Here is a 12,745-nt window from a genome sequence, read left to right as displayed (position 1 = left end):
CAATGATAGGTATCCTAAAGCCAGTGAGGTTGCAGGTTAAGACCATTACCTCTGATAATGGTAAAGAGTTTGCTCAGCATAAGAAGGTGAAACAAAAGCTCTTTAGCGCTTTCTTCTTTGCCGATGCTTATGCGTCATGGCAGCGAGGAACCAACGAGAATACCAACGGCTTAATCAGAGAGTTCTTGCCTAAGGGTTGTGACTTTAGACAAGTCTCTGATAATGAGATACAGGACATTGAGAATAAACTAAACAACAGACCAAGAAAACGCTTAGGGTTTAAAACGCCCAATCAGGTGTTCTATAATATAATTTAGCGTTGCACTTGGTATGTTAATCTAAGTATTTAAATATAACCGTTCAATAACGCGTAAAAATTACTCGCACAAATAAGACGACTAACCATAGTCGCCTCACAGTCGTATTTCTTCAAATCTAATTTTTTAAAATCAATAAGGAAATATTCAATGAATAAACAAACCATCCACGATCGTATCGATAGCCTACGTCAGGAACTGGCGTCACAAGACCTCACGGCTATTATCGTCCCATCGGCGGATCCACATTTATCTGAGTATCTGCCAGAATATTGGCAAGCGCGTTTATGGTTGTCAGGCTTTACAGGCTCAGTTGGTACACTGGTTGTCACCGCTGACTTTGCTGGGTTGTGGACGGACAGTCGCTATTGGGTACACGCTGCCGATCAACTAGAAGGAACGGGCATCAGCTTAGAGAAGCTTGCGCCTGGTCAGCCGAACCATATCGAATGGTTGGCTAAGCATTTGCAAGAAGGTGATAGTGTGGCAGTCGATGGCAATGTGTTGTCTATTGCTGAGCAAGATCGACTGTTAAATGCTTTTGATGCCAATGACATTACCCTCATCACTGAGCGCGATGTGTTGACAGCAATATGGACAGATCGTCCAGCGTTGCCAACTGCTAATTTATATCCGCACGATGCACAGTTTGTCGCCCAATCTGCTACCGAAAAACTTGCTGCAGTGCGTGCTGGTATGGTAGATGCTGGAGCGACACATCACTTGCTTTCAAGCTTAGATGATATTGCATGGTTGACCAATTTGCGCGGTGCTGATGTCGATTATAATCCAATATTTTTGTCGCACATGCTTATCGATGCTGACTCAGATGCTCTAAACAGTGCGACATTGTTTGTCGATAATAATAAGGTTAGTAGCGAGATTGCGCAAAGTTTAAAAGACAGCGGTATTACTCTTGCTGCTTATGACGCTGTACAGGATGCGTTAGCAACATTGACGGCAGAGGATTTATTATTACTAGACCCGAGTAAAGTCGCCGTTGGTACGCTATCTAAAATGGCAGATGGTGTAGGCTTTATCGAGCAGATGGCACCCAGTACTTTGCTCAAGTCGGTTAAATCTGACTCTGATATTGACCATGTACGTGAAGCGATGCGCCAAGATGGGGCGGCATTAGCGGAGTTCTTTGCCGCATTTGAGCAGCGTCTCAATGCAGGTGAGCGTCTAAGTGAGCTAGATGTGGATAGTATGCTGATTGATGTACGTAGTCAGCAGCCGAATTATGTCTCACCAAGCTTTCCAACGATTGCAGGTTTTAATGAAAACGGTGCCTTGCCGCATTACCGGGCAACGCCAGAGAAGTTCAGCTACCTTGATGTGAACGAAGGCGAAGGTGGCTTATTGTTAATCGACTCAGGCGCCCAATATCAAAACGGCACCACTGACATCACCCGCGTGGTCGGCATCGGCCAAGTAAACAGCAATCACAAAAGTGACTTTACCACGGTGCTCAAAGCCCACGTTGCTTTAGCGCGTGCAAGCTTCCCTGATGGTATCGCCTCACCATTGATTGATGCGATTTGCCGTGCGCCATTATGGCAGGCACAGATGGATTATGGTCATGGTACGGGTCATGGTGTTGGTTATTTTCTCAACGTCCATGAAGGCCCACAAGTCATCGCTTATAGTGCCAGTACGCCAAAAGAGCGTGCCATGAAAGAAGGTATGATCTCAAGTAATGAGCCGGGTCTATATCGCGAAGGCAAGTGGGGTATTCGTATTGAAAACTTGATGGTAAATATGCCAGTTAGCAATCCAACTGAGACAGAGTTTGGGAGTTTCTTAAGCTTTGAAACCGTCACTTATTGCCCAATTGATACACGTCTAATTGAACCTGCATTATTGAACCAAGTAGAGATTGATTGGTTGAACGATTATCATCGCCAAGTCTATGCCGAGCTAAAAGACCGCGTTGACGGTGCCGCGCTTGAGTGGTTAACCGAGCGTACGCAAGCAATCTAAAGCGGAAATCTCTACCTATAAACCAGAAATAGCAAAAGCCCCGTTAATCGATTAACGGGGCTTTTGCTATTTAAAGATTGTATTTTAGAGACTAGATTTATTTTTTCGCTACGCTATCATCAGTGACAGCGTTGTCTTCCTCGGTTAAATGCTGAGCCATCTCGGCACGTAGCCAAGACTTTAAGTTTTCTGACATTAGCATCATTTGATCACTTAAGTAGTCATCAATCTGCATTTCTAACTCGCGGATCAATTCTTGATGCGTACTATTCAATTTTGTATCTTTTAAGGCCAAGCTAATCGCTGCACTGGCTTTATCATTAATGGCTTTGATACTGCTATCACTTTTGGCACGCTTGTCAGCTGTATTACGGTTGTCATCAGTACTGCCGTCATCAATGGTATTGGCATACTCACTAATGGTCATATGCGCAGTCGCTATATTTGTAGAGACCTTCTTTTCAACACTATTAATGACACTGCTATTATCACTTACCTTTTCTGTGGCATTTGTATCAATAGCGGTGGCCGACTCAGGGTGGTTCTCTTCCTGCTGTTTTTTAGTGGCCTCTGCTTGCTCATGAAGTCTGGCTTCTTCTTTTGCTTTGGTTTCTTCTTTGCGCTTGGCATCCTCAGCGGCTTGTTTTTCTTCTTCTTCTTCTAAACGCCGCTTTTCTGTAGCCGCCTGTTCTTGGGCTTGTTTGTCGGCAATAGCATTGGCAATTGCTTGTTCAGCCTCATGATTTTCGTAAAGCTCATCGACATGCGTGTCTAGATCATGGGTGTTAAAAACAAAACTTTCAAAAGGTGTATCAGCTTGCAGTAGGGTGGTGATATCTTTCAGCTCTTGGGTGATTGCTGCGCGAATAGGCTCAGGCGCACACGTCCAGCGCTGGTAAAATTGATGTGAAAATGAGTAGCTTGACATGGTATCGTCCATAAATATTCTAAAAATTACCCCTTATCATACGCAAGGTCGATAAGGGGCTGCAAGTGGACAAACGTAGCAAATTTGACACCAAAGTTACAACGACGAACGTTGTGAGCTTTTAGACGTTACTGTTTGACAGGCCAGCGCGCAAATATTAGCGAGCCATTCGTACCGCCAAAGCCAAAGCTATTGGTCACAGCATATTGTAAGTCATCGACTTTGCGTGATTGATTGGCGACATAGTCGAGGTTACAGTTGTCCTCAACATTATCTAGATTAATCGTCGGTGGTACCTGCTGGTGCTGTAGTGAAAGGACGGTAAATATCGCCTCGATACCACCAGCCGCGCCAAGCAAGTGACCGGTCATCGATTTGGTTGAGCTAACCAAGATGCGGTCTTTCACTGGAGCAAACACGGTTTCAATCGCAATCGATTCAGCAACATCACCCGCAGGGGTGCTGGTACCGTGGGCATTGACGTAGCCAACTTTCGATGGCTCAATACCCGCATCGTTTAAGGCGTTTGTCATCGCTCGTGCCGCACCGCTACCATCTTCTGGAGGTGCAGTAATGTGGCTCGCATCGTCACTCATACCAAAGCCAACCAGCTCAGCGAGTATGGTTGCACCGCGTGCTTTGGCATGGCTTAAGCTTTCTAACACCACCACACCCGAACCATCGCCAAGTACAAAACCATCGCGACCTTTATCAAATGGACGCGAGGCTTTGGTTGGCTCATCGTTACGCGTCGATAGGGCATGCATGGCACCGAAACCTGAGATACCAAGCGGGCTTGAGCCTTTTTCACTACCGCCAGCCAGCATCACATCAGCGTCACCATAAGCAATCAAGCGCGCCGCTAACCCCATAGCATGGGTGGCCGTAGTACATGCAGTTGACGTCGCGAGGTTTGGACCTTTTAGCGTATGCTTAATCGCTACCAGACCCGCAGCCATATTGACAATAGAACCTGGAATAATAAAGGGTGAAACTTTTGTAGCGCCTTTTTCTCGCAGCGTATCGCGACTGTTTTCAATGGTTTGGATACCACCAATACCTGAGCCCAAAATAACGCCAAAACGTTCTTGATCCACATTGTGTACAGGAGCATCAGCCGCGCCTATTTCATCGATAAAACCCGCATTTTTTAATGCCATCGAAGAGGCGGCAACCGCATAATGCATAAACTCATCATAGCGGCGGGCGTCTTTGGCATTCATATATTGCTTGGCATCGAAATCTTTGACCACGCCAGCAATTTGCGCACGATAATCAGTGGCATCGAAGTGAGTAATTTTAGCAATACCGCTTTCGCCATTGAGCAGTTTTGTCCATGTGCTTTCGACATCCAGACCAAGCGGGGTAATAGCGCCCATACCAGTCACCACCACACGCATATCATCAGAGCGCTCATAATGTGGGGGCTTCCGGCGTTTTTTTGTCTGTGCTGCGTTAGGAGTATTCATGGTATCGTTCGTAGCTTGGTCGATAAGTGAATCGGTTGGTGAATTGCTGTGTTGGCTCATGCGATATATCCTGTACTTACGAGTCCTAAAAAGAGGGTGATTCATGAGCCATTATAAAACACATAAGTGCACGTGTGTAAACTAAAAATATTAACCCATCAGGCAAAACAAACTTGCCCCAATACCACATCCTTATTTGCCCCTGTTACTGCTGGTAGGTTACCTGTTTCGCCCATCAGCGTTTGTTTTGCTAGCCAAGCAAAGGCAACCGCTTCTACCCAAGTTGGATCAAGCCCTAAGCTTGTGGTGGTTTCTACCCTACAATGGGGCAGATGTGCTTGTAAACGCGTGAGTAAATAATCGTTAAGCGCGCCGCCACCGCAGACATATACCGAACTGTCTTCATTTGCTTTGATAAACAGGTTGATTTGCGCACTGGCACTGATGGCTGTCAGCTCAGTGAGCGTCGCTTGCACATCCGCTGACGAATAGCGCGTATGGGCAGACGCTTGGTCGAATCTTTGTAGCTCATCTTGTAGCCATGCTAAATTAAAGTCTTCACGACCAGTGCTTTTTGGATAAGCTTTAGCAAAAAATGGATGTTCTAAAAGTTGATTAAGTAACGGCTCGACGACCTGCCCAGACTGTGCCCAGGCGCCCCCAGCATCGTATTCCTTATCGGTATGCAGTGTGGTCCATGCATCCAATAACAAATTGGCAGGACCGGTATCATAACCAACGACGCTAGCTGTCTGTTGATAAGTAGGGTGATCGCTATTGTGATTAGTGCTTTGATTGCTACTTTGATTGTTATTATCAGCAGAAAGTGCTGGCAAGACCGCTATATTAGCGATGCCGCCCAAATTGAGTAATACGCGGGTGCTATCAGGCGTCGCAAATAATGCTTGATGGAAAGCTGGAACCAAGGGCGCCCCTTGACCGCCGACCGCCATATCGCGGCGACGAAAGTCACTGACCACACTAATGCCAGTGCGCTCAGCGATAATATTGGCATCGACTAATTGCAGGCTAAAACCCATTTGTGGACGATGACGCACCGTTTGTCCGTGACAGCCAATTGCTAGTACCGCCTCCGCATCAATATCCGCTTGCTGCAATAATGTATTGACCACGTCGCTAGCAAATTCGCCATACTCACGGCTTGCCCAGCCGAACCAGTCTAATTCGCTATTAGGCTCATCAATTTTCGGCATCAAGTCTTTGACACCATTGGGCTGACATAACGCCAATAATACCTCACGCAAACGTGGGGGGAAGTCTTGGCTGTACGTTGCTATTAATTGCATAGGAGCATTGGATACACAACTGGAGTCAGAATCGCTATCAGTAAAGTCAGAAAACTGACAAATTACGGCATCCATACCATCCAAACTGGTCCCTGACATCATACCAATATATAAACCGTCATCGAAGTTTTCAAACACAGTTTGTTCGAGTGCTTCGCTTAGGGCAGCATAATCTAATTCATCGTTATGCTCAGAATTGGCATCTGGATGGGCGGTATTGGTATTAACAGTGGCGGGTATGGGCTTACTCATGGCAATTTACCTTAAAAAACGCTAATATATCTGCCAAATTCTAACATTTTTTATCTGCCATCGAGGTTCTAAAGCTTCTGAAGGTATTAATAATTTGATAAAGACAATAAAGAGAGCGAAATGACCGACCACTCATACACCCTAGAAGAACAGCTTGCCCTTATCCAGCGCGGCACACAAGAAATCCTGTCTGAAGAGGATTTAGTTGCTAAGCTTAAGCTAAACCGTCCACTGCGTATCAAGGCAGGCTTTGATCCTACTGCGCCTGATTTGCATTTAGGGCACACAGTGCTGATTAATAAGCTCAAGCACTTCCAAGATTTAGGTCATGAGATTTATTTTTTAATCGGTGATTATACCGCCAAAATTGGTGATCCTTCTGGCAAGAACAGCACGCGCCCGCCATTGACCGATGAGCAAATCAAAGTCAATGCTCAGACCTATGCCGAGCAAGTTTTTAAAATCCTAGATAAAGAAAAAACCCGCATCGTCTTTAACTCTGAATGGTTTAATGACATGTCAGCAGGCGATATGATTCAGCTGTCTAGCCAGTTGACCGTATCGCGCATGCTGGAGCGCGATGACTTCTCTAAACGCTATGCAGCGCAAACGCCAATCGCTATCCATGAGTTTTTATACCCGTTGGTGCAAGGTTATGATTCTATCGCCTTAGAAGCTGATGTCGAGCTGGGCGGGACTGATCAGACCTTTAATATTTTGATGGGCCGCACCTTGCAAGGTCGTTATGGTCAAGAGCCGCAAGTGTGTATCACGGTGCCTATTTTGGAAGGGCTAGACGGCGTCAATAAAATGTCTAAGTCATTGAATAACTATGTGGGTATTTATGATGCACCAGGTACCATGTATCAAAAAATCCTCTCGATGCCAGATACCTTGATTCGTCGTTATTTTGAGTTTTTAAGCTTTAAGCCGATGGAAGAAGTCGAAACTTTAATGAGTGAGATGGAAAATGGTCGCAATCCACAAGAGATTAAACGTGTCCTTGCCGAAGAGTTGATTGAACGCTTCCACGATGCCGATGCTGCTGCTAATGCGCATAAATCTGCGGGTAACGTACTTGCCGATGGCGAATTACCAGTGGACTTGCCCGAGGTAACGTTAGATTTGGCAGGTGCTGAAGCATTATTTATTACCCAAGTACTAAACCAAGCTGGACTGGCAAAAAATAGCTCGTCTGCTAAAGACATGATTAAGCGTGGCGCGGTAAAAGTAGATGGCGACGTCGTCAATGCTGGCTTTAGCTTAACGGCTGGGCAAACGGTTGTTATCCAAGCAGGTAAAAAGGCTTATGCGAAAGTGACGGTGGGTTAATAATCCCGTACTACTGGTGCTAATTTTTCTTGTTTGCTGTTCGCAGGCGTGACAGAGACTGCGAAAAATTTACTCCAGTAGTACTCGTGTCGGTTTTAAAGTAAATCAACTATGTTTGCTTTTTCTATGTGAATATACTGCGACAGTATTTAGCTCGTATATTTAAGATATACAATAGGATGAAATCATGACAAAAACTATCGTATCCCAAGGTATTTACCGCCATTATAAAGGCAATCTATATCAAGTTTTACACACTGCGCAGCACTCCGAAACTGAAGAAGCGTTAGTCGTTTATCGCTGTCTATACGGTGAGTATGGCGTTTGGGTTCGACCGCTTACAATGTTTGCAGAAACAGTGATGCGTGACGGTAAAGAAGCACCTAGATTTGAGTTGATTAAAGCATTGGCTGACTAATCCTTTCAAGATTCAAAAAGCTTAGATTTTATTACCCAAATAAAAAGCGACCCATTGAGGTCGCTTTTTTTGCCTTAGCACTAACCCTGCAAAAACTCTTTTAATACTTTATAAAACCCAACAGGCTCATCCATCGGTACGGCATGACCTGAGCGAGGTAAGACGATTTCGCTTGCATCGGGTAGCATCTGGGTAATTTTCTGCTGCCATGTCGAATTATATAACTTGGAGCGACCACCGATAAGGTTAACCACTGGAATAGTGACACGGTCTATCGCACCCCGAAAATCATAGGGCAATGCCAAATAGGCTTGTAAGCAGCGCATCTTATGTTGCCAAATCTGATGTTCATAAAACACCAACTTATGATCGTTTTGATGGGTTAGCACCTGTACGATGGCTTTTGAGCGTGGACGATTTACCGACCACAATGAAAACAGGCGTTCGACGTCAGTAACGCGACGTTTAAGCGCAAAAGGCAGATGGGTAAAGCTATCAAGGTCAGCATAAGGCAGCGTCATATCCACTACCTCATGAAAAATATCAAACACTTCTTGCTGGCGCGCGCCAAACAGCCCACCTTGCCAGTCAGACTGATTATGAATAGCAGGACTTTGGTCTATATTTAAATAGCGACTGACTCGTGATATACCATAACGCTCAAAATATGCCCACATCACTTGTGCGCCCATCGAGATAGCGGCAACGGGTAATGTCTCTATATTGCGCGTCAGGCAAACTTGCTCAATCACAACCTGCATATCGTCAGCATACTGGCGTACAAAATCAAACTGGGTCATATTGATATCTTTTGCAGCGCCAAACCCTCTTAAATGCGGCAGATAAAATGCATATTTGCCAGTTAACGGTAAAATAAACGGCAAGAACTCACGCGCATCCATACCATAAGCATGCAATATCATGACAGGCTTGCCATTACCTATGACAGAAACCGGCAGTAGCGTGCCGTCATTTGTAGCGATATTTATTGTGTGTAATTGATACTTAGCGGGTAGGCTCAGGAGTTTGGTTTTCATATGATATTGTCGCTTTATTTTTATTAAGCCATCTTAGTTTTTATCAGAACGTCTTAGCCTAAATGCCTTGTGGTAAAAGTCTTTATCTCACTCATCAAAGACTGCTATATTAAAGCAGTTAAGCTGACCATAGCATAAAATCGGTCTGGCATATATTCAATAGCTAACCCATGTAATCAATAATATAGTAGTCGTATAATAGGTTTGATGTTAATAAGGATGTTAGCTTATGGGCAAGTCCACCTTACCACTACTTGATAGCAGTCTTTATCCACAAATCTGGCAGCAGCAGGCTTTTATAAATCCACAAGCTTTAATTTTGGCGATGCTTACGACAGATACTACACCTGACGCTGCTGCTTTTACGACGCAATTATTAGCAAATGCAACTTATAAAGAATGGATCAATGCCACTGTATTTGGGCGCTACCTTCATCGTAACTTTACGGCGTTTTATCAGCAAACAGAGGACAGCTTTAATCTAGATATGCCGGCGTTATTTCGTCAGGAATTGATGCGTCATGCGCAGTATTTACCACTAGAGCAGGTATTGTTTTTTGTAGGGAGTTTGTCAAAAAGCATTCGGCAAACAAAGGTGTTAATCACTACGGTCAATCCTGCTACTGCCATAATCAACGCTCAAAAGATAAGTAAAAAATCTACAGCAACTCAGCCAATGACCATCATCAATCAGATAACAATCACCGGTCAGCAAGTATTAGGATTTCCCATCAGGCACAATAAACGCACCAGTGACCGTATTCGAAATGAGGTATTGATTTTAGGTTTTCAGGATTTACGCTTGGTAAATGAGAAGAATGTCATCGCCAAAAAAAGAAGCAATATAGAGGGTGCTATATTGCTTCGGACTTACGAGTTACGTTGATAAACTTGAGAATAGATTTAAGCCTTAAGACTCTTGCTTGGCAATCGTCAATCCATTATAAGTTTGTGCAACAGGCATGACTTCCAAGCGATTGACGTTAATATGCGCAGGCGACTCAATCAACCATAATAAGATATCGCCAATATCGTCGCCGGTCATGGTTTTAAAGCCATCATAAACTTTGGCAGCTTTATCATCATCGCCATGATAGCGTACGTTTGAAAACTCAGTCCCCGCAACATTACCCGGTTCAAGGTTGGTCACCCGCACTTGTGTACCAATTAAATCTGCCCGTAAGTTCAAACTGAACTGTTTGACGAATGCTTTGGTCGCGCCATAGACGTTACCACCAAAGTAAGGCCAGCTACCGGCAATCGAACCAACATTGATAATATAGCCGCTATCACGCGCCACCATTGCTGGTAGGACTGCATGAGTCAGCGCCATCAGACCTTTGACATTAGTATCAGTCATACGCATCCAATCATCGAGATCGGCACTCTGTGCAGGCTCTGTACCAAGTGCGAGCCCTGCGTTGTTGACTAATACGTCGATCTGATTAAACTCTTTTGGCAGCTCAGCAATGATTTGCGGAATAGAAGCCGTGTCACTGACATCCATCACAACGGGCAAAAACGACTCGCCGAGGGTTTCTGCTAAAGTATTTAACTTATCGAGGCGTCTGGCACAGCCGATCACGCGGTGTCCTTTTGCAACCAAACGCTCAGCCAACGCTTTACCAAAACCCGCGCTTGCTCCTGTAATCAATACGTTCATTGTTTATCCTTATCGTTGATACCCTATTGTTTTTATCATAATTGTTATGACGACTGCTTAGCTTAAATATTTTGGCTTATCTATTTCAACTTAATAGCTATTATCTCAATCATAATGAGATTGAAAGTTATCTATTTGATAGTTGCTTACCAAATATTTTATCACCAGCATCACCCAGACCTGGGATGATATAGCCGTGCTCATCCAAATGACTGTCGAGCGCTGCGGTATAGATAGTCACGTCAGGATGCGCCTCATTGACCAAACGAACGCCTTCAGGTGCAGCCACTAATACCAAGGCTTTAATATTAGTACAGCCATTTTTCTTTAACATCTCGATAGTCGCAACCATTGAGCCGCCAGTCGCTAGCATTGGGTCAATAATAAGCGCAGGACGTTTGTCCATGTGGCTGACGAATTTTTCAAAGAAAGGTACAGGCTGCAAGGTTTCTTCGTCACGCTGCAAGCCCACCACAGAAATTTTCGCTGTAGGAATCAAATCGAGTACGCCGTCGAGCATACCAATACCCGCACGTAAAATCGGTACAATCGTTGCGGTTTTACCGATAATTTGCTCACCAGTAATTTCACCGCACCAACCCTGCATGGGGAAGGTTTCAATTTCAAAGTCGCGGCTTGCTTCATACGCCATCAAACGTGCAAGCTCTTTGGTCAATGTGCGGAATTTATAAGTACTACAGTCTTTTTCGCGCATAAGACTGAGTTTATGACGGACTAGTGGATGATCGATTACCGTAATCTGTAGGTCGCTATTTAAGTCACTCATAAGAACTCTCTTCGTTTTTGGGCTATGCTTGCGCAATTACTGCGTTCGCCATTAGTATAAAAGATACAAACACTTACCGCACTTTAACCATTTATGTAGCATACAAATAGTAAGCTTAGAGACTCAATAATCAAGCAAGCTAGATACGTTTAACGTGCTCATCTTTCTATTTAAGTCGACTCTTTAGGCTAAGCCTGTTTGACTATATAAAGCCTTTATAAGCGAAGCAGTGTTTAGACCTGCTATGATACCAAAAAAACACCTTTTCTGATGAAGAATATCATGACCAAAACCCCATCGAATACTCACATCAATCAATCAAAACCTGCTAACAATTTTATCTGGTCACAAGATTTAGAGACCGAAACGGCAGATATCGAAACCCACCCTTTTGGCCCTGTATTGCCGCCCGATGCAACAGTAATGATGATGGGTAGCTTTCCGCCCACAGCAGATAAATGGGCAATGAGATTCCATTACCCCAATTTTCAAAATGATATGTGGCGCATTTATGGCCGCGTATTTTTTGACGATGCCGATTATTTTAGAGTAGGGAAGGAAAAGCGCTTCGACCCTGAGCGTATCAGAGATTTTATGTTCGAGCGCGGCATCGCCTCTTGTCCAACAGTAGTACAAGCGATTCGAGAAACGGGAAATGCTTCTGATAAATACCTTACCGTTGTCACTCCTATTGCACTAGATAAGATATTGACGCAAGTTCCAAAGGTTGAAGCCTTATTTACCACGGGTGGCAAAGCAACCGAGGTATTGCTTAATATGCTGGATACGCCACCCGCTAAATCAAAATACCCCAAGACCAATCAACATATCGACTTTCCTTATAAATGCGCCGATAACAGTGTTAAGTCTGAGAGTCATGATTTAACCTTATATAGACTGCCATCTACCTCGCGGGCTTATCCTTTGGCGTTAGATAAAAAGGTTGCGGCTTATAGGGAATTCTTTAAAAAGGTTGGTAAGCTATAATATAGTTGGTCTATAAACAGTTCAGCTATAAAGTTGTCATATATAGCTGAACACTACTATATATAGACCAACCACCATAAACAAAATAGCCAAGATTAAACGGTTAATAGACATTCATAATAAAAGTAAATTATTTTAGCGTTAACTAACTGATAAATAGGGGTTATTAATTTTTTGCTTAGATAATAATAAAAACAGTGCCCAAACCCCCTTGACCGCCTCTCAAACAAGCGTATAATGCCACCCAGTCGAAAGGGAAGCTAGT

12 protein-coding genes are annotated in these 12,745 nt (G+C 44.1%); 6 read left to right on the top strand and 6 right to left on the bottom strand.

Annotation, left to right across the window (positions count from 1 at the left end; genetic code table 11):
* A partial coding sequence (locus EI161_RS10755) for an IS30 family transposase (protein WP_192529267.1) occupies positions 1 to 317 on the top strand: 317 nt, incomplete at its 5' end.
* 150 nt (positions 318 to 467) lie between these two features.
* A complete protein-coding gene (locus tag EI161_RS10750; protein ID WP_192524341.1) occupies positions 468 to 2,300 on the top strand; it encodes an aminopeptidase P family protein in 1,833 nt (610 codons plus the stop codon).
* A 97-nt stretch (positions 2,301 to 2,397) separates the two neighbouring features.
* Here the strand turns inward: EI161_RS10750 and EI161_RS10745 are convergent, their stop codons facing one another.
* The 3 genes from EI161_RS10745 to EI161_RS10735 all read right to left on the bottom strand — a co-directional run bounded on the left by EI161_RS10745 (position 2,398) and on the right by EI161_RS10735 (position 6,256).
* Positions 2,398 to 3,228, bottom strand: coding sequence for a hypothetical protein (locus EI161_RS10745; RefSeq protein ID WP_225735347.1), 831 nt, complete (start codon positions 3,226 to 3,228; stop codon positions 2,398 to 2,400).
* A 128-nt stretch (positions 3,229 to 3,356) separates the two neighbouring features.
* The gene (gene fabF / locus EI161_RS10740) at positions 3,357 to 4,628 is read right to left on the bottom strand and encodes a beta-ketoacyl-ACP synthase II (RefSeq protein ID WP_225735348.1); all 1,272 of its coding nucleotides are present in this window, start codon (positions 4,626 to 4,628) and stop codon (positions 3,357 to 3,359) included.
* A 227-nt stretch (positions 4,629 to 4,855) separates the two neighbouring features.
* Positions 4,856 to 6,256: an anhydro-N-acetylmuramic acid kinase gene (locus tag EI161_RS10735; RefSeq protein WP_192529545.1), complete on the bottom strand. Its 1,401-nt coding sequence runs from the start codon at positions 6,254 to 6,256 to the stop codon at positions 4,856 to 4,858.
* A gap of 120 nt (positions 6,257 to 6,376) precedes the next feature.
* Here EI161_RS10735 and tyrS point away from each other — a divergent pair, with 120 nt between their 5' ends.
* A complete protein-coding gene (gene tyrS / locus EI161_RS10730; RefSeq protein ID WP_192524337.1) occupies positions 6,377 to 7,588 on the top strand; it encodes a tyrosine--tRNA ligase in 1,212 nt (403 codons plus the stop codon).
* Positions 7,589 to 7,775: 187 nt separating this feature from the next.
* On the top strand, positions 7,776 to 8,006 hold the full coding sequence (locus EI161_RS10725) for a DUF1653 domain-containing protein (RefSeq protein WP_192524336.1): 231 nt from the start codon (positions 7,776 to 7,778) through the stop codon (positions 8,004 to 8,006).
* An 80-nt stretch (positions 8,007 to 8,086) separates the two neighbouring features.
* Here EI161_RS10725 and EI161_RS10720 read toward each other — a convergent pair whose 3' ends face one another.
* Positions 8,087 to 9,043, bottom strand: a complete 957-nt coding sequence (locus tag EI161_RS10720) for an alpha/beta fold hydrolase (RefSeq protein ID WP_192524335.1) — start codon at positions 9,041 to 9,043, stop codon at positions 8,087 to 8,089.
* Positions 9,044 to 9,272: 229 nt separating this feature from the next.
* Between EI161_RS10720 and EI161_RS10715 the strand changes: the two genes are divergently transcribed.
* Entirely contained in the window at positions 9,273 to 9,929 is a 657-nt protein-coding gene (locus EI161_RS10715; RefSeq protein ID WP_192524334.1) for a hypothetical protein, read from the top strand.
* A 24-nt stretch (positions 9,930 to 9,953) separates the two neighbouring features.
* On the opposite strand, the gene EI161_RS10710 is transcribed toward EI161_RS10715, so the two are convergent.
* Together EI161_RS10710 and upp are read right to left on the bottom strand one after the other, a co-directional pair.
* Entirely contained in the window at positions 9,954 to 10,706 is a 753-nt protein-coding gene (locus EI161_RS10710; protein WP_192524333.1) for an SDR family NAD(P)-dependent oxidoreductase, read from the bottom strand.
* A gap of 127 nt (positions 10,707 to 10,833) precedes the next feature.
* The gene (gene upp / locus EI161_RS10705) at positions 10,834 to 11,493 is read right to left on the bottom strand and encodes a uracil phosphoribosyltransferase (protein ID WP_192524332.1); all 660 of its coding nucleotides are present in this window, start codon (positions 11,491 to 11,493) and stop codon (positions 10,834 to 10,836) included.
* 282 nt (positions 11,494 to 11,775) lie between these two features.
* Between upp and EI161_RS10700 the strand changes: the two genes are divergently transcribed.
* The gene (locus tag EI161_RS10700; RefSeq protein WP_225735346.1) at positions 11,776 to 12,480 is read left to right on the top strand and encodes a DNA glycosylase; all 705 of its coding nucleotides are present in this window, start codon (positions 11,776 to 11,778) and stop codon (positions 12,478 to 12,480) included.
* Positions 12,481 to 12,745 lie beyond the last annotated feature (265 nt).

This window comes from Psychrobacter sp. FME5, from assembly GCF_014861375.1.
GTDB lineage: Bacteria > Pseudomonadota > Gammaproteobacteria > Pseudomonadales > Moraxellaceae > Psychrobacter.
This window is presented reverse-complemented; position numbering and strand designations above follow the sequence as displayed.

Bases quoted from the DNA above. Each gene is read 5' to 3' on its own strand.
- tyrS (WP_192524337.1), top strand. From the start codon at position 6,377: ATGACCGACCACTCATACACCCTAGAAGAACAGCTTGCCCTTATCCAG.
- EI161_RS10710 (WP_192524333.1), bottom strand. From the start codon at position 10,706: ATGAACGTATTGATTACAGGAGCAAGCGCGGGTTTTGGTAAAGCGTTG.
- EI161_RS10750 (WP_192524341.1), top strand. From the start codon at position 468: ATGAATAAACAAACCATCCACGATCGTATCGATAGCCTACGTCAGGAA.
- EI161_RS10720 (WP_192524335.1), bottom strand. From the start codon at position 9,043: ATGAAAACCAAACTCCTGAGCCTACCCGCTAAGTATCAATTACACACA.
- EI161_RS10725 (WP_192524336.1), top strand. From the start codon at position 7,776: ATGACAAAAACTATCGTATCCCAAGGTATTTACCGCCATTATAAAGGC.
- EI161_RS10715 (WP_192524334.1), top strand. From the start codon at position 9,273: ATGGGCAAGTCCACCTTACCACTACTTGATAGCAGTCTTTATCCACAA.
- EI161_RS10700 (WP_225735346.1), top strand. From the start codon at position 11,776: ATGACCAAAACCCCATCGAATACTCACATCAATCAATCAAAACCTGCT.
- upp (WP_192524332.1), bottom strand. From the start codon at position 11,493: ATGAGTGACTTAAATAGCGACCTACAGATTACGGTAATCGATCATCCA.
- fabF (WP_225735348.1), bottom strand. From the start codon at position 4,628: ATGCGTGTGGTGGTGACTGGTATGGGCGCTATTACCCCGCTTGGTCTG.
- EI161_RS10735 (WP_192529545.1), bottom strand. From the start codon at position 6,256: ATGAGTAAGCCCATACCCGCCACTGTTAATACCAATACCGCCCATCCA.
- EI161_RS10745 (WP_225735347.1), bottom strand. From the start codon at position 3,228: ATGTCAAGCTACTCATTTTCACATCAATTTTACCAGCGCTGGACGTGT.